The 16,973-nt window shown below is 61.0% G+C and carries 17 protein-coding genes; 1 reads left to right on the top strand and 16 read right to left on the bottom strand.

Annotated elements, in window-relative coordinates; all coding sequences use genetic code 11:
- Positions 1-2: 2 nt before the first annotated feature.
- The 11 genes from B9Z51_RS01135 to B9Z51_RS01085 form a co-directional block, all read right to left on the bottom strand.
- The gene (locus B9Z51_RS01135; RefSeq protein ID WP_108371100.1) at positions 3-884 is read right to left on the bottom strand and encodes an NAD(P)-dependent oxidoreductase; all 882 of its coding nucleotides are present in this window, start codon (positions 882-884) and stop codon (positions 3-5) included.
- A 92-nt stretch (positions 885-976) separates the two neighbouring features.
- Positions 977-1,756, bottom strand: coding sequence for an SDR family NAD(P)-dependent oxidoreductase (locus B9Z51_RS01130; RefSeq protein WP_108371098.1), 780 nt, complete (start codon positions 1,754-1,756; stop codon positions 977-979).
- 1 nt (position 1,757) lies between these two features.
- Entirely contained in the window at positions 1,758-2,549 is a 792-nt protein-coding gene (locus tag B9Z51_RS01125) for an SDR family NAD(P)-dependent oxidoreductase (protein WP_108371096.1), read from the bottom strand.
- Between the two features lie 70 nt (positions 2,550-2,619).
- Positions 2,620-3,810, bottom strand: a complete 1,191-nt coding sequence (locus B9Z51_RS01120; protein ID WP_108371094.1) for an ABC transporter substrate-binding protein — start codon at positions 3,808-3,810, stop codon at positions 2,620-2,622.
- A gap of 65 nt (positions 3,811-3,875) precedes the next feature.
- The gene (locus B9Z51_RS01115) at positions 3,876-4,580 is read right to left on the bottom strand and encodes an ABC transporter ATP-binding protein (RefSeq protein ID WP_108325227.1); all 705 of its coding nucleotides are present in this window, start codon (positions 4,578-4,580) and stop codon (positions 3,876-3,878) included.
- Positions 4,577-5,296, bottom strand: coding sequence for an ABC transporter ATP-binding protein (locus B9Z51_RS01110; protein WP_108371092.1), 720 nt, complete (start codon positions 5,294-5,296; stop codon positions 4,577-4,579). Before B9Z51_RS01110 ends, B9Z51_RS01115 begins: the two co-directional genes overlap by 4 nt.
- A gap of 13 nt (positions 5,297-5,309) precedes the next feature.
- Positions 5,310-6,281 (bottom strand): branched-chain amino acid ABC transporter permease, encoded by a 972-nt coding sequence (locus B9Z51_RS01105; protein WP_108372597.1) that lies wholly within the window; start codon positions 6,279-6,281, stop codon positions 5,310-5,312.
- Positions 6,282-6,300: 19 nt separating this feature from the next.
- Positions 6,301-7,152, bottom strand: a complete 852-nt coding sequence (locus tag B9Z51_RS01100; protein WP_108371090.1) for a branched-chain amino acid ABC transporter permease — start codon at positions 7,150-7,152, stop codon at positions 6,301-6,303.
- A gap of 18 nt (positions 7,153-7,170) precedes the next feature.
- Positions 7,171-7,971 (bottom strand): SDR family NAD(P)-dependent oxidoreductase, encoded by an 801-nt coding sequence (locus B9Z51_RS01095; RefSeq protein WP_108372595.1) that lies wholly within the window; start codon positions 7,969-7,971, stop codon positions 7,171-7,173.
- A 36-nt stretch (positions 7,972-8,007) separates the two neighbouring features.
- Positions 8,008-9,708, bottom strand: a complete 1,701-nt coding sequence (locus B9Z51_RS01090) for an FAD-dependent oxidoreductase (RefSeq protein WP_108371088.1) — start codon at positions 9,706-9,708, stop codon at positions 8,008-8,010.
- 10 nt (positions 9,709-9,718) lie between these two features.
- Complete coding sequence (locus B9Z51_RS01085; RefSeq protein WP_108371086.1) at positions 9,719-10,537, bottom strand: SDR family NAD(P)-dependent oxidoreductase; 819 nt, start codon at positions 10,535-10,537, stop codon at positions 9,719-9,721.
- Positions 10,538-10,708: 171 nt separating this feature from the next.
- Here B9Z51_RS01085 and B9Z51_RS01080 point away from each other — a divergent pair, with 171 nt between their 5' ends.
- Positions 10,709-11,569 carry a helix-turn-helix domain-containing protein gene (locus tag B9Z51_RS01080; protein WP_233254778.1) on the top strand — a complete coding sequence of 287 codons (861 nt, stop codon included), beginning with the start codon at positions 10,709-10,711 and terminating at the stop codon, positions 11,567-11,569.
- 49 nt (positions 11,570-11,618) lie between these two features.
- Here B9Z51_RS01080 and B9Z51_RS01075 read toward each other — a convergent pair whose 3' ends face one another.
- From B9Z51_RS01075 to badH, 5 genes are read right to left on the bottom strand one after another with little or no spacing between them, the layout of a single operon-like run.
- Positions 11,619-12,395 (bottom strand): enoyl-CoA hydratase, encoded by a 777-nt coding sequence (locus B9Z51_RS01075; protein WP_108372593.1) that lies wholly within the window; start codon positions 12,393-12,395, stop codon positions 11,619-11,621.
- A gap of 14 nt (positions 12,396-12,409) precedes the next feature.
- On the bottom strand, positions 12,410-14,065 hold the full coding sequence (aliA, locus tag B9Z51_RS01070; RefSeq protein ID WP_108371082.1) for a cyclohexanecarboxylate-CoA ligase: 1,656 nt from the start codon (positions 14,063-14,065) through the stop codon (positions 12,410-12,412).
- Positions 14,066-14,108: 43 nt separating this feature from the next.
- Positions 14,109-15,266 carry a cyclohexanecarboxyl-CoA dehydrogenase gene (gene aliB / locus B9Z51_RS01065; RefSeq protein ID WP_108371080.1) on the bottom strand — a complete coding sequence of 386 codons (1,158 nt, stop codon included), beginning with the start codon at positions 15,264-15,266 and terminating at the stop codon, positions 14,109-14,111.
- A gap of 22 nt (positions 15,267-15,288) precedes the next feature.
- Positions 15,289-16,071, bottom strand: a complete 783-nt coding sequence (gene badI / locus B9Z51_RS01060) for a 2-ketocyclohexanecarboxyl-CoA hydrolase (protein WP_108371079.1) — start codon at positions 16,069-16,071, stop codon at positions 15,289-15,291.
- Between the two features lie 32 nt (positions 16,072-16,103).
- Positions 16,104-16,871: a 2-hydroxycyclohexanecarboxyl-CoA dehydrogenase gene (badH, locus tag B9Z51_RS01055; protein ID WP_108371077.1), complete on the bottom strand. Its 768-nt coding sequence runs from the start codon at positions 16,869-16,871 to the stop codon at positions 16,104-16,106.
- Between the last annotated feature and the right edge of the window lie 102 nt (positions 16,872-16,973).

Here is a 16,973-nt window from a genome sequence, read left to right as displayed (position 1 = left end):
CATCAGCCCGCTTGACGTTTGACCAGCCGATCAATCAGCTCAGGCACCAGTCCATTCGGGTCGCCTTCTTTGCAAGCGGTTTCCAGCGTGTTTTTGACGGCTTGTGCGACGGTGTGGTCGGCATGGGAGTCGATGGCCATCTGGTTGTAGTAGCTGAGGTCTTTGAGCGCATTGCTCATGGAAAAGCGCAGGCCGGAGGTGTCACCTGTGGCCAGTGTGGGCTTGAGGCGGTCGAGCGCCGCGCCCCAGCCGCCGCCCTTGGACAGCACTTCCACAAAGGTCTGCGCGTTCACGCCCGACAACTGCGCACACGCTGCGGCTTCGGCCAGCAAGGTCACAGTGCCCAGCGAAACGTAGTTGTGCAAGAGCTTCATGCGGTGGCCCGAGCCGATCGGGCCGGTGTGCACGATGTTTTCGGCAAAGCAGGCCAGGATGGGTTTGCAGGTTTCAAACAGGGCGGCATCGCCACCCACCAGCAAGTTCAATCGGCCCTCGGCGGCTTCCTTGGGGGTGCGCGTCATGGGCGAGTCCAGAAACTGACCGCCCTGGGCGATGACCATGGCCGCGACCTTTTCAGTGGAGGCGGGCACGGCCGTTGAGCAGTCGATGACGATGGTGCCCGGGCGCATGCCCTTGAGTACGCCGTCTTCGCCCAGTAGCACCGCCTCGACCTGCGGCGTGCCTGTCACGCACAGGATGATCACATCCGATTGCGCCGCGAGGGCCTGTGGGGTGGTGCAGGTGCGTGCGCCTGCAGCCAGCAGGGCGTTCAACGGCTGGTTGCCGGGGTGTTCCAGCACCATCAGGCTTTGCCCGTGCTTGAGCAAATTGCTCGCGATGCCGTGGCCCATCATGCCAATGCCGATCATGCCGATTATTTTCATACGTGCTCCGATGAGTAAGGGTGCAAGTATGGAATGTAACAAGCGCAAGCCCTGTCACCTCTGACGCTTCGGGCGTTGCGCTCTTCAATGCTTCACATCTGGGCCAGCAAGCCGCCATCAATGGCCAGCGTCTGGCCATTCACATACCCCGCTGCGGGGGACACCAGAAACAAAACCACAGGGGCAATGTCTTCCGGTGTGGCCCAACGCGCTTGCGGAACCTCTTGACGCAAGAAATCCTCAAAACCTTCGCGCTGCTGCAGACCCGCTGTGAATTCCGTACGCACAAATCCGGGCGCAATCGCATTGGCCGTGATGCCACTGGCGCCGTACTCCACCGCGATCGCGCGGGCCATGGCTCCCAAGGCCGCCTTGGCCGTGGAATAAGCGCCAATGAGCGGCATGGTGGACTGGCCCGAGACCGACGAGGTCATGACGACCCGGCCAAAACCCCGTGCGCACATGCCGGGCAAAAACACCCGAGAGCAGTTGAACGCACCGCCCACATGCACGTCCTGGATTTTTTGCCATTCTTCCCGGCTCATCTCCACCAGGGCTTTGCGATTTTGGTTGCCGGCATTGCTCACCAGGATGTCGACCGACCAGCCCCCCGTGTCCAGCGCTTGTCCGGCAGCTTGAACAGCGGCCATGTCGGCGACATCAAAACAGGCTGCACGCGCCTCAATGCCTTGTGCTTGCAGGCTGTGCACGGCATTGGCTGAAGCTTGCGGGTGCAGATCATTGATCAGCACCCGCGCCCCAGCGTGCCCCAGTGCCGTGGCGATGGCCAAGCCAATGCCTCTGGCCGAGCCGGTGACCAAAGCAGTGCGGCCTTGCAGACCAAAGGATTGCGAGAGATAGGTCGGATTCATGTCAATTTTTCACAGGTGGTTGGCCGGGGCGCCCCGGGATCATGGTCAGCATGTGGTCGGCCACGCCGCCATCGACCACGAGGTTTTGACCATTGACGTAGCTTGCATGGGCGCTGATCAGGTAATGCACGGCTTGCCCAATGTCATCGGGCCGACCGATGCGCCCCATGGGCACCAGGGCTTCGCGCCGCGCTTTGGTGTCGGCATCTTGGTAGACCGCTTCGGTCAGAGGGGTTCGGACCATGCCCGGGCACACCGTGTTGGTTCGTATGCCTTCTGGTCCCCACTCTTGTGCCAGCTGTCGGCACAGCATGATGAGCGCGGCTTTGGCCGGTGAATAAGCACCATAACCCGGATGCGGATGCAAGCCCGACATGGAAGCGATGGCCGTGATGCTGCCGCGTGTGCGTTTGAGTGAGAGGTAAGCTGCTTGTGCCATCAGGAACACCGAGCGGGTGTTCAGGTTGAAGGTCAAGTCCCATTGCTCCACCGACAGTTCGGCCAGCTTGCCTGGGCCTGATGCACCCGCCACGCAGACCAAGGCGTCCAGATCGCCATGGCCAGTCAGCGCCTCTTGCACCATGCGCCGTGCATCTTCGGGGCGGGTCACGTCGCCCACCACGCCTTGCGCTTGAACGCCCATGTCACCCAGTGCCTGAATCACGGCCGCCAGGCGCTCGCCGTTTTGCGTGCTGGCCACCGTCAGCTTCAGTTCTTGCGTCGCTTGCGAGGCCAGCACCTCGCAGATGCCTTGGCCAATGCCTCCGGTCGCGCCGGTCACCAAAATATGCATGCTTGATCTCCCGTAAAAAAGCCGCCTGGCGATGAAGCACAGGCGGCTTGTTCTTCACATCACCCTGGCTTCACATCTTGCACAGTGGCGATGGTGCGGGAACGATGGACGCGGGGAAGGTTTGCTCGACCACAGGGCGCAACACACCGTCGACCACTTTGGCACGGCCCACGTAGTTGGGCAGCACCAGTTGGTTGTCGGCCGCACGCATGGTCACGTTGCCGTAGATGGTGTCCAGTTGGGCGCCACGCAAGGCCTTGCTGACCTCTTCAGGTTTGTTGCTCTTGGCCAGCTTGACGCCTTCCAGCATGACCTGTGCACCGTTGTAGGCCTGACCTTCGTTGTCGGTGGGCAGGCGGTTGAACTTGGCCTTCCAGGCGGCCACAAAAGCCTTGCTCTTGGGCGTGTCGATGTCGGGCGTGTAGCCGGTCGTGCCGGGCGTGCCTTCCAGGGCCTTGCCGGTCGCATTGATCATGAAGTTCAAGATCAGAGAGTGACCGATCAAAGGTGTCTTGGGGATCAGGCCAAATTCTTCGGCTTGCTTGACGAAGGCAATGGCATCACGACCGATTTCAGCCACCCAAATGCCATCCACGTTGGCGGCCTTGAGCTGCGCAATGTAGGGCGAGAAGTCCTTGGTGCCCATGGGCACATACAGGCTCAGCGGAACGCTTTTGCCAGAAGCCTCGGCGGCTTTTTTGAACGACTCGCCAGAATCGCGACCCCAGACATAGTCGGCAGCGATTACGGCAAATTTGTTGCCCTTGATGTTCTTGGCCCAAGCGTTGATCATCGCGATGTCCATCGCGTCGGAGTGGTTGGTGCGAAAGCTCCGTGGCTTGCAAGTGTCACCGGTCAACTTGTCAGACTTGCTGGCCACCACAAAGTAAGCGGCATCCCAACGGTCCAGGTTCTGGGCAATGGCCAGAGAGATGGAGGAGGGGATCGCACCGATCAAGAGGTTGTAGCCTTCTCGGGCGAGTTTTTCGGCTTCGCGACGACCTGCATCCGGCGTGCCTTCGTCGTCGGCTTCCTTCACTTCGATTTTGCGACCGTCCACGCCCCCTTTGGCGTTGGCTTCGTCGATGGCGAACTTGATGGCGCGCATGACCTCTTCACCCTGTTGAGCAAAAACGCCCGATTTGGACGACACCAGGCCGACCTTCACCGGTTCTTTGCCTTGTGCCATAACCGCCATGGGCAGCGCAGCCATCAGGGCCGCAGCGACGAGTGAACGCTGGATGGTTTTCAGTTTGAACATGCTTGTCTCCTTTTGTGGGAATTTGCCGGAAACCGTCCGGACATCGGTTGGGGAAAATGGGACGCTCAGACCATGACGTGGTTTTCAAGTGCATGCAGACCATCACGGGAATTGACGACTTCGCCCTGCGCGACGATGGCGCCCTTGGCCATGGCCAGGTATCGCCGAGCCACACGCACGACCAGACTCATGTTTTGTTCAATCAACAAAAGCGCCGTGCCTTGGTCAGCCACCTGGTTGAAGATGACGGCCAGCTGGTCCACGATCACAGGGGCCAGCCCTTCGGTCGGCTCGTCCAGCAAGATCAAGGCTGGATTGGCCATCAGTGCACGCCCGACCGCCAACATCTGTTGTTGGCCGCCCGACAGCGCCGTGCCGGGTGTGTGGGCGCGCTCTTGCAGGATCGGGAAAATTTTGTAGATTTCGGACACTGACCATGGCCCCTTGCGGCCCACGGCGGCGCCCAGGATCAGGTTTTCTTCCACCGTCAGGTTGGCCACAATGCGCCGACCTTGCGGCACCACCGCTATGCCATGCTGCGCCGCCATGTAGGCGCGCAGCTTGGTGTGCTCTTTGCCACCAAAAGCCACATGCCCATCTTGCAGACTGGCCAGCCCCAGGATGGTGTTGACCACCGTGGTCTTGCCCACCCCGTTGCGCCCGATGAGGGCCACCCGCTCACCCGGGTTCACATGCAGGTCCAGGCCGTGCAGGATGTGCGCCGCACCGTAGTAGGCGTGGACGTTTTTCAGACTCAACAAGGCGCTCATGCTGCGCTCCCCAAATAAGCTTCACGGACACGTGGATTGGCGCGCACTTCAGCTGGCGCCCCGCTGGCAATCACACGGCCCAACTCAAACACCGTCACCACATCGGAGATGCCAAACACCACATCCATGTCGTGCTCCACCAGCAAGACCGACACGTCCCAGCTGGAGGTGAGTTTTTTCAAGTGCTGCGCCAGATCCAGAGATTCCTTGACCGACAAACCCGCCATGGGCTCGTCCAGCAGCAGCACAGTGGGCCGCCCCACCAAAGCCAGGCCCAGATCCAGACGGCGCTGTTCGCCGTAGCCGAGATCTTCGGCCGCCGAATCCTTGAGTGACCACAAATCCAACTCTTTGAGCACGGCTTCGGCGTCGGCAGCGGAATCTTTGACGCCCATCTTGTGTGAGGCCAGTTCAATTTGGCGGTACACCGTCATTTGGCCAAAGATGCTGGTGCGTTGAAAGCTGCGTGACAAGCCGCGCATGCGCCTCTCCACCACGCCAAGCGCTGAAACGTCTTGCCCCAGCAAACTGACTTTGCCCCGTGTGAGCTTGCGCCTGCCGGTGATCGCGTCGATCACGGTGGATTTGCCTGCGCCATTGGGGCCAATCAGGCCTCGGATTTGGCCTTTTTCAAGCGTGAGGGCCACGCCATCGACCGCCTTGACGCCACCATAGTGGATGGCCACGTCGTCTGCTTGCAATACGTAATTTGTCATGCTGTTCTCCCGCTCAGTGCCCGCCGACCTTGATCGAGGGCTTCTTGCCCAGGACCCAGCGGTCAAACAATCCCGCCACACCTGTGGGCGAGAACACGATGACCGTGATCAGGGCCATGCCGAAAATCGTCATCCAGTGCGTGGCGTGTTCACCCAAAATGTCTTTGAACATGAAATAAACCACGGCACCGACGGCTGGCCCCCACAGCGCCTTGAAGCCGCCCACAACCACCATCATCAAAGCCACACCCGACAGGCTCCAGTGCATGCTTTCAGGGGAGACAAAGCCGGTGTTCATGGCCGAGAGCACACCCGCCACCGAGGTCACCAAGGCGGACAGCGCATACACCGCTGCACGGGGCAGCAAGGTGGTGATGCCGATGAAGCGGGCGCGCTCTTCGTTGTCGCGCACCGCCTCGGTGATGCCGCCAAAGCGGGTTCGCATCAGCCATGCCAAGAGGAACATCACCACCACCAACGTGCTCCAGCAGACCAGGAACATCGTGGCGGGTTTGAGCATTTGCGACATCGGAAAACCAAACAGACGCGAAGGCCAATCGATGTTCATGCCGTCAGCGCCGCCGGTCAGGCCACGTGCGCGTGATGCCGTCAGGAAAAACATCTGACCGATGGCCAGTGTCAACATGCCAAAGGCCACGCCCGGCACCCGCACGATCACCAGCCCGATCAGGAAGGCCGCCGCCGTGACGGCCAGCAAGGTCACCACAATGGCCAGTTCGGCCGACATGAGCTGCAGCTGCAGCAAGATGCCGATCAGGTAACTGGCCCCGCCGAAGAACAAGGCGTGGCCAAAGCTGACCATGCCGTTTTGCTTGAGCAAAACGCCCACACCCAGCGCAAACACCGCGTAAATGATGGACTGCGTGAGCAGCGACAGCAGCGTGCTCGATGACACACCGAAGGCCACCACGGCCCCCATGGCCAGCGCTGCAAGGGCACCCAGGGAAGATTTTTTCAAACTCATGCTCATCAACTCCTCTTGATCAAGTGCGGCTGCCGGCAAAACCGGAGGGTTTCCAGATCAGGATGCCGATCATGAACACGAAGGGCAGCAGCACCGCGGCATCGGGCAGGTAGACCGCGCCAATGGCCTGCACCATGCCCAACACCAAGGCCGCGATGAACGCGCCAGCCAAAGAGCCCAGGCCGCCGATCACCACCACGACAAAGGAGTCGATGATCACGTCAGAACTCATGGCCGGAGACAAGGACAGGAAGGGCGCGGCCACCACACCGGCCAGACCCGCCAACGCCGTGCCCAGGCCCACCACGCCTGCGCTCAGAAAATCGGTGTTCACGCCTTGCATGGAGGTGGTCACGGGGTCGGTGCTGGCGGCACGGACAAACAAACCCACCTTGGAAAAGCGCAGCCACAGGCTCAGGCCCAGCGCCACCAGCAACCCGATCACGATCACAGACAAGCGGTAGGCCGGTACAGGCGTGCCAAACAAGTCGACGCTGAAGGCCAGGGCTTCAGGGACCGGCACGGACAGGTTGCTTTTGCCCCAAGTGGTTTGCACCAGATCCTCAATCACGAGCAGCAGACCGAAAGTGACGAGCACCACCGTGAGCGGGTCGCGGTCTTGGAGCAGGCGAAAGCCATAGCGGTCCAGCAAGACGCCGAACAAGGCCATGATGGCCGGTGCCGCGATCAAAGCCACCCAGAAATTGCTGTGCAACGAAATCGAATAGCCCAGGTAAGCGCCCAGCATGTACAGCGAGCCATGGGCAAAGTTCACCACCCGGCGCAGGCCATAGATGAGGGCCAGGCCCGAGCACATCACGATGAGCAATGCGCCGTAGACCAGGCCGTTGAATAAATTGATCGTCAACATCTGGGTTGTCTCCTTTTTTTAATCTTCTTCAATCGGGCCCAGCGCCGCCTCGGGCGCACCCAAGGCGGTCCAGCCACCGTCCACTGGCAACACAGCGCCCGTGATGTAGCTGGCAAGGGGTGAGGCCAAAAAGGCGATCACCTGGGCAATTTCTTCGGGCGCAGCCATGCGTCCCATGGGGGTTCGGCGGGCAATCGCCTGGGCATCGATGGCACCGCGCTCGACCAGGCTGGCCACCAAGGCGGTCTTCACATAACCGGGCGCCACAGCGTTCACGCGGATGCCACGGCGCGCCCATTCGCTGGCCAGTGCCCGGGTCATGCCGAGCACACCGGCCTTGGCCGCGCAGTAAGCGTTGCGACCGGGAATGCCGCCAAAGCTGGCGATGGAGCCGATGTTCACGATGGCGCCCCGGTTGCCGTGGGCATCACGGGCTTGCTGGGTCATCTGCGCAATCACTTGTTGCGACATGAGAAAGGCTCCCCGCAAATGCACAGCCAACACTTTGTCAAACGCGGCGATGTCTTGCTGTAGAGTCGGTGCGGTCTGATCGGCGATCCCGGCGTTGTTCACCAGTCCATCGATGCGGCCATGGCGCGCCACCACATCGGTCACCCGCGCTTGCACCGCGTCCGCATCGGTCACATCACAAGCCCAACCCGAGTGCTGAGCACCCAGGGCCTGCGCACGTTCAGTCGCGAGCGCACCGTTCAGATCGAACAAGGCCACAATCCATCCCGCATGGGCGAGCTGCTGTGCCGTGGCCCAGCCAATGCCCTCGGCCGCGCCGGTGACGATGGCCACAGGTGCACCATTCATGCTGCGCTCCATACCGGTTTGGTGAGCCGGCTCATTTCAGGCCCCCGCCTTGTCGGCGATGTGGTTGGCCGTCACATAGGCAAACACCATGTTGGGGCCATGGGTGATGCCAGCGGCCGGGTAGTTACCACCCATGATGCTGGCCCGGTCGTTGCCGACGGCGTACAAACCAGGGATGACCGAGCCATCGCTTTTCTTGACCTCACCCACCACGCTGGTCTGGATGCCATCGAAGCTGCCGAGGTCGCCCATCAACAGTTTGACCGCATAGAACGGACCTTTTTCAACCGGTGCCACACAGGGGTTGGGCTGGTGGTTGGGGTCGGCCAGGTAGCGGTTGAAGGCGGTGGTGCCACGGGCGTGTTGTTCGTCCACACCTTTGACAGCACCGGTGTTGTATTCGCGCACGGTGGCTTCCAGGCCGGCCGCATCGATGCCGGTGACCTGGGCCAGATCGGCCAAGGTCTTGCCTTCAAAGAGGTAACCATTGCGGATGTATTTGCCAAAGGGCATCGGCGCGGGTTTGACGAAGCCCAGCCCGTATTTGCCCAAGGTGGTCTTGTCACAGACCAGCCACATCACGGTTTCTTTTTGACCTTTGCAGGCTTCGATCATGGCCACGCCCACATCGTGGTACGAGTTCGATTCATTCGTGAAGCGCTTGCCGTTGCGCAGAACGCCAATCACACCGGGCTTGTAACGGTCCAATAAATGGGGAAACACACCAAATTCGCCGTTGCCAAATGGCACTTTGGACACGGGCATCCAGGCGGCTGCATCTTTGAAGCGCAAGTCCACATCGGCGCCTGCAGTCTCGGCCATGCGCACGCCATCACCGGTGTTGGTTTCGGGGGTAGGGGAGAGGTGTTCCCCGCCACTTTGCAGGTGCGGATAAGCCTTGGCGATGCGCTGCACGTCTTGCGGAAAGCCACCGCAAGCGAGCACCACGCCATGGCGTGCGCGGATTTCGCGGTCACCACTTTCGCCTCCAACCCCCATGCCAACCACTTGGCCGTTTTCGGTCAGCACCCGTTTGGCCGGTGTCGAGGTCAGGATCGGAATGCCCAGGTCCAGCGCCGATTTGGCCAGGCGCGCGGCCAGCGCATTGCCGCTGGTCACGTTGATGGCGCGTTGGTACAGCGCCAGTTCTTTGATGTGATTGACCAGCCGTTTGGCCACGTACAAAAAGGACGTCAGTGATTTCGTGAATTGGAAAAAATGCTTGAGGTCCGCATTGGACGAGTTGAACATCATGCCGATGAAGGTGATGGTCTTGAGCGGGGGCTTCAATCGAGGCATGTCTTTGCCCAGACCACGGATGTCATAAGGCTGCGCCAGGATGGAGCGGCCAATCGGCGCGCCGCCAGGCACGTTTGGGTGGTAGTCCGGGTAGAGCGTGGGGATGAATTTCATCTCGGTCTCGCGCTCGAAGAAGTCCACCATCTTCGGACCCTGATCCAGAAAAGCTGTGACCGCCGCTTCGTCGTAGTAAGTGCCGGTCTCTTGCATCATGTAGGTGCGCACTGCATCCAGCGTGTCTTGCGAGTTTTGCTTGCGGCCATGCGCGTTCAGGGGAATCCAGAGCACGCCACCGGACAGGGCGGTGGTGCCGCCGAACACAGGTTCTTTCTCGATCACCACCACATCCAGCCCACGCTTTTTGGCCGTGATGGCGCAAGACAAGCCTGCAGCGCCCGAGCCCACCACCAGCAAATCGCACTCGAAATAGTTTGTCATTTTTGTTTCCTCAAGCGGTTTGGTTGAAGCCAGGACGCGGCACCATGTCCATCAACATGCAGGACATGCCCCCGTCGACAACGAGCTCGGCGCCGTTGACATAGCCCGAACGAGGGCTGGCCAGAAAGATCGCGACATCGGCGATGTCTTGGGGCTCGCCGATGCGGCGGCTGGCGGTGACGGCTGAACGCTTGGCCTCAAAACCAGGCTCTTCGTAAAACTTGGCCGACAAAGCGGTGCGGATCATGCCGGGGCAGATCGCATTGCTGCGCACGCCATGTGGGCCCCATTCGACAGCCAGCTGACGGGACATCTGCAGCACGCCGGCCTTGCTGGCACTGTAGGCGCCGCTGTGACTTTGTGGGAACAAGCCCGAGATGGAGGCCACGTTGACGATGCAGCCTTCACCGGCCTCGCGCATGGCCGCACCGAAGGCGCGGGCGCAGAGCAGGTAGCCCGTCAGGTTGACCGCCAGCACGGCGTTCCAGTCGTCCAGGCTCACATCGGCCAAGCCGCCAGAACGCAGCAGGCCCGCGTTGTTGATCAGTGCGTAGGCGGTGCCCCATGTGGACTGGACTTTTTCTGCGGCCGCTTGCACGCTGGCCGCATCGCTGATGTCGCAGTTCACCGCCAGGGTCTGCACGCCTTGCGCTTGCAGCTGATCGTGCATGCGCTGCAAGCCTTGTGCATCGCGATCGAGCAGTGCCACACGCGCGCCCACTTGCGTCAAACGCTGGGCCACCGATGCGCCGATGCCGCTGGCTGCACCGGTGACCACACACACCCGCTCGTGCAGCTCAAGCCAGCTTTTGTCTCCACTCATGACCATGTCCTTTTTCCTGTTCTCTGCCAAAGATTGTTGGAATGAGGGTCTAATTTTTTTTTGACGATTCGATCGAAGAACAGGACAATTCGTGCGAACTGGAGTGTGAAAATGGCGGTTTCTAGGGTTATCCCGAATTACGATCTGTATGGCGATTCGAGCCGTCATGAAGAATCGGTGGCATTCAATTTCGAATGGATTCCGCAACGCTCGACCTTGTACAACTGGCTGATCCATCCCCACCGACACGACTCGTTCATCCAGGTGCTTTACCTCACTGAGGGGCATGTGGATGTGCAGATTGAGCATGTGCAGCAAACACTGCACGCGCCCTGCGTGATGTTGATCCCGGCGGGTCATGTGCACGGGTTCCGTTTTTCCAAAGACACCAATGGCCCGGTGGTCACGGCCATGCAAAAGGCGCTGGAATCGGCGGCTGCCTTGATGATGCCGCCCTTGCTGGACACCATACGCACGCCGCGATTGCTCTCCTTGCAGTCGGAGATGCGCTACATCGACCAGCTCATGCCCTTGTTTTTGGCGCTGGAGCAAGAGTCGCACACACCTGCGGAAGGCCAAGTGGCCGCGGGGACGTCTTTGTTGTTGGCCCTGATGGTGCAAGTGCACCGCATTGGCAAATTGTCCGATCAGACGGACACCCAAACCCACTACAGCATCTCGCGCAAGGCGCGGCAAATCGAAAAATTCCGCAGCTTGATCGACAAGAATTTCCGCACCGAGCATTCCTTGCAAAGCTACGCCAACCAAGTCGGCGTGACGGTCGGGCAACTCTCGCGCCTGTGTCGCGAGGTCTTGGGCAAATCGAGCCTGCAGGTCATGAATGACCGCTTGATCCAGGAAGCGCAACGAGAACTGGTTTACACCGCTTTGCCCATCAAGCAATTGGCGTCCGAACTCGGCTTTGAGGACGACGCCTATTTCAGCCGCTTCTTTCGCAAACACATCGGCATGACCCCCAAGGCTTACCGTGCCAAGTCTTTGGCACAAATGGGCAGTGAGCTTCAGACCCATTTCTGAGCACCTTTGCCAAAGGGCGCCGTGCGTTTGAAGTTGCCGAGACATGGCGTCAACGGTGCTGGAACACAGGTTTGCGTTTGTCCAGGAAGGCCTGCATGCCTTCGTGCGCGTCGCTGCTGGCAAAGCGGGAATGCAGCTCGCGGCGTTCAAACAAGATGCCTTCGCTCAAGGCACTTTCGTGGGCGCGGTTGACGGATTCCTTGATGGCCATGAGGGCGGGCAATGAGTAGCCCGCAATCTGAGTGGCCAGTTTCAATGCGGTGGTTGGCAGTTCCGCGTCAGGCACCACACGCGAGACCAAGCCATAGCGGTCCGCTTCTTGCGCCGACAGCATGCGGGCCGACAGGCACATGTCCATGGCCTTGGCTTTGCCGACTGCGCGTGGCAGGCGCTGCGTGCCGCCTGCGCCGGGCAGCATGGCCAGCTTGATTTCGGGCAAGGCGAATTGCGCCGACTCGGCCGCCAAGATGATGTCGCAGGCCAATGCCAACTCACAGCCACCGCCCATGGCATAACCCGCCACAGCCGCGATGACCGGTTTGCGCACTTGGCGGATGGTTTCCCAGTTGCGGGTGATGAAGCCGCTTTGATAAACATCCATGTAGGACCAGTCTGCCATCACGGCGATGTCGGCCCCAGCGGCAAAGGCTTTGTCACTGCCGGTGATGAGGATGGCCCCGATGTCGGCGTTGCCATCGAAAGCCAGCAAGGCCGCGCCCAGCGCATCCATCAATTCGTCGTTGAGGGCGTTCAGTTGCGCCGGACGGTTCAGGCGGATCAGGCCTACGCGGCCATGCGTTTCGGTCAGGATGGTGGGCTCGGTCATGGTGTGGTTGACCATCAGCCTTGGGCCAGCATGGCTTGCAGTTGTTCGCGCAGCTTGAACTTCTGGATCTTGCCCGAGGGGGTCGCGGGCATGGCGTCCAGCAGCTGCAGGCGCTCGGGAATGTACTGCGTGGCCACCTGGTTTTCTTTCAGGTAACGCACGATTTCGGGCAAGTCCATGCTTTGGCCGGGCTTGGTCACCACCACGGCGCAGGCGCGTTCGCCCAGGCGCTCGTCGGGGTAGGCCACGATGGCCGCCATGGCCACGGCGGGGTGGCGGTACAGCAGCGATTCGATCTCGACCACCGGGATGTTTTCGCCGCCACGGATGATCACGTCCTTGCTGCGACCGGTGATGCGGATGTAGCCCTGCGCGTCCATGCGCGCCAGGTCGCCGGTATCGAACCAGCCTTCGGCATCGGTGCCGTTCAGGTGCTGTCGCTTGAGGTAGCCGCCAAAGTTGGAGCACGAGCGCACATACAACTTGCCGGGTGTGCCTGCAGGCAAGGCGGGGCCGGAGGCGTCGACCTCCACCACTTTGAGCTCCACGCCGGGCAAAGCCACACCATCGGTGGTGAAAGCGCGTTCGTCAGGGTCGTTCAGCTCGATGAGGGTGACTGCACCGTTTTCGCTCATGCCCCAGGCGGACACGATCTTGGTGCCGAGCGCAGCGCGGGCCTGCTCCACCAGCGGGCCGGGAATGGGTGCACCGGCGCACAGGAAGGTCTTGAGTGAGGGCACGGGCGTATTGCTGTCGGCCACGCCCTTGGTCAGGTCAGCCAGGAAAGGGGTGGAGGCCATGGTGAAGCTGGCCTTTTCATCGTTGATGATCTGTACCGCCTTCTTGGGCTCCCAGATGTCTTGCAGCACAGCGCTGGCCTTGAGCATGATGGGCATCATCAGGCCGTACATGAAGCCGGTTTGGTGGGCCATGGGCGAGGCCATCAGCACCACGTCTTCGGCATCGAGTTGCAGGCGCTGGGCATAAGGAATGATGTTGGCCATCACGGTGTTGGCCGAGTGCATCACGCCCTTGGGTTCCCCCGTGGTGCCCGAGGTGTAGATCAGCTGGGTGATGTCGTCGGGGCCAGGACGGTGTGCGTTCAAAATGGCGGCCGCATCGGCTTGCTTTTCCCATTCGGGGCCGCTGAGCAAGGCCTCGAAGCTGTTGGCACCTTGGCCGTCGATCACCACGATGTGTTTCAGGTCGGGCAGGCCTGGCTGGATGGCGGTGATCATCTGCTCGAAATCAAATCCCCGGAAGGTTTTGGGCGCGATGATGACCTTGGCTTCGCCGTGTTTGAGCATGAAGTTCAGTTCGCGCTCGCGGAAGATGTGCATCAGCGGGTTGATGACCGCGCCGATGCGCGAGCACGCCAGATAGGTCAGGGTGAACTGCCACCAGTTGGGCAACTGGCAGGCCACGATGTCGTTCTTTTGCACACCCAGGCGCGTCAGGCCCACCGCGATGCGGTCGGCCATTTGTGACAGTTCGCGGTAGGTGAAGCGGCGCGCATCACCCGCTTCCACGCGGTAGGCGGTCAGGGCCAGTTTGTCGGGACAGGCGGCCAGGCAGGCGTCGAGTTCACCGTTGATGGTGCGGTCATGCCAAAAGCCTTGTTCGATCATGCGGGCACGGCGTGCAGGCAATAAAACGGCATCGAATTCCATGTTTGTCTCCTTGGGGGGTGAAATATTTTTGTTTTGGGGGTACTCAGGCAGGCACGTTCTTGCGCCCCGCACGGGTGCGCGCAATGATGGTTTTCATGATCTGGGCTGTGCCGTCCCCGATCTGGAAGCCCAGCACATCTCGCAGGCGTTGCTCCATCAGGCCCCGGTCGTAGCCGCCGTGGCCAAAGCACAGCAGGCACTGGTGGATCACGTCGTAGGCCAGCTTGGGTCCCCACCACTTGGCCATGCCGGCTTCAGCCGAATGCGGCAGGCCCTGGTCCTTGAGCCACAGGCCTTGCAGGCAAACCAGTCGCGCACCTTCGACTTCGGTGTCGTATTGCGCCAGAGGGTGCGTCACACCCTGGAAGGCCGACAGCGGCTGGCCAAAGGCCTGGCGCTGGGTGATGTACTCCCAGGTTTCATCGAGGGCTGCGCGCGCCACAGCCAGGCACTGCAGACCAATCAGCGAGCGCGAGTAGTCAAAACCGTGCATGACCTGAACAAAGCCCTTGTTTTCGTCCCCCAAGCGGTGACTGACGGGCACGCGCACGTTTTCGAAAAAGATGGAGCCGCGGCCGATCGAGCGCTGGCCGTGGCAGTCAAAGCGGCTGGTCGTCAGGCCCGGGGTGTCCATGGGCACCAACAGTGCGGTCACGCCGTGCGCGCCGTCTTCGGGCTTGCCGGTGCGGCCAAACACCACGGTGATGTCGGCCTGGTCAGCGGCCGAGATGGATGTTTTCTCGCCGTTGATGACGTAGAAGTCGCCGTCGCGCTCCACCCGCAAACGCAGGTTGGCCGCATCCGAGCCGCCACGCGGCTCGGTCAGGGCAATCGCGCAAATGGCGCGACCTTCGCGGATCTTGTCGAGCCAGGGGCGCACCACTTCGGGATTGCCGTACTTGTAAAGGATCTGGCTGTTGAGCGAGGCCAGCAGGTTCAGGTAAGAAAAGCTCAGGTCGGCGCGGGCGATTTCCTCATGGATCACGCCTGCGGCCACGCAACCCATGCCCAGGCCACCGAACGCTTCGGGCACTTCGGGGCAGATGAAGCCCAACTCGCCCATCTCGCGCAGCAAGGCGCGGTCAAACTCGCGCGTCTTGTCGCGCTCCAGAAAGCCGGGCTTGATTTTTTCATCGGCAAAGCGGCGCACCGTCTCGGCCAGTGCCTGCAGGTCTTCGTTGATGTACGGATTCGGATTCATCTTGACTTCTCTGTCTGAGCGTTTATTTGGCGTACTTGCGGAACTCGGGCTTGCGCTTTTCCTGCAAAGCCTTCACGCCCTCACGAGACTCTTCGGTGTCGTAGTACAGCTTGAGTGCGTACATGCCCATGCCCGCGATGCCCGACTGGTGCGCGGTGTCCATGTTGAAGCTGCGCTTGGCAATGGCGATCGCTGTGGGGCTTCGCTCGCAGATGGTCTCGGCCCATTCCTGCACGGTGGCGTCGAGCTGCTCGTGCGGCACGCAGATGTTGGCCAAGCCCATGTCCACGGCTTCCTGGCCGGAGTAGCGCTTGTTGAGGTACCAGATTTCGCGGGCTTTTTTCTCGCCGACCACACGGGCCAAAAAGGCGGTGCCATAGCCCGGGTCGACCGAACCCATCTTGGGGCCGACCTGGCCGAAGATGGCTTTGTCAGAGCAAATGGTCAGGTCGCAGATCGTGCACAGCACGTTGCCGCCACCGATCGCAAAGCCCTGCACGCGGGCGATCACGGGCTTGGGCACATCGCGGATGGCGGTGTGCAGCTCTTCCATGGGCAAGCCAATGGTGCCGCGGCCGTCGTAGTTGCCGTCATGGGCCGACTGGTCGCCGCCTGTGCAGAAAGCACGTTCACCGGCTCCGGCCAACACGATGCAGCCAATGTCGCGGTCGTAACCGGCTTTGTTCAGGGCCTTGATGATTTCGTCGCAGGTGGTGCCGCGAAACGCGTTCATTTTCTCGGGGCGGTTGATCGTGATCCAGGCCACGCCGTTGCGGTTTTCGTACAGGATGTCTTCGAATTGCATGGGATGCTCCAAAAAAGTTTGAGGTCGGCCAATCAGCCGTGCATGGTCAAGCCACCAGACACGCTGATGACTTGGCCGGTGATGAAGGAGGCGTCGTCGCTGCTCAGGAAGACGATGGCACCGGCCAAGTCATCGGGCTGGCCAATGCGGCCCAGCGGGATGGCCTTCTTGAAGGCGTCCATCAGTTTTTCGGGGTTGGCTGCGCCTTCGGCAAAACCGGCCAGCAAGGCGGTGTCGGTTGGGCCGGGGCAGACCACATTGACGGTGATGTTGTGGCGGGCGTGCTCGCGTGCCAGCGTTTTGGACAAGGCGACCAGGCCGCCCTTGCAAGCGGCATAGACGGCTTCACCAGACGAGCCACCACGGGCTGCGTCCGACGCGATGTTGACGATGCGGCCGCCGCCACGCGCCACCATGCCGGGCAGCACCGCGTGGTGCATGTGCAGCGCGCCTGTGAGGTTGATGGCGATCAGCTTGTCCCACTCGGCGGGCACGGTCTTGGTGAAGGGCTTGAAGATGTCCCAGCCTGCGTTGTTGACCAAAATGTCGATCGGGCCCAGTTGCGCTTCAGCAGCAGCCACGGCAGCGTCGACTTGGGCGCGGTCGGTGATGTTGCATTCGAAAGCGGCGGCTGTGCCACCTGCAGCCTGGATGTCGTCAGCCACCTTCTGGGCGCCAGCCAGGTTCATGTCGAACACCGCGACTTTGGCGCCTTCAGTGGCAAAGCGTCGGCAGGTGGCGCCGCCGATGCCGCCACCGCCGCCGGTCACAATCACTGTTTTGCCGTTGAGGTTTCTCATGTTTTTCTCCGAATGAATGGGGTGGTTTGGAAACTCTGTATGTTGAACATATGACAACATGTTGACTTATTCTAGGGTTTACGATATTCCCCATCAAGCGCT

The organism is Limnohabitans sp. T6-5, assembly GCF_003063315.1.
GTDB lineage: Bacteria > Pseudomonadota > Gammaproteobacteria > Burkholderiales > Burkholderiaceae_C > Limnohabitans_A.
Note: the sequence above shows the minus strand (reverse complement) of the source record. Positions and strands in the feature narration are given on the sequence as shown.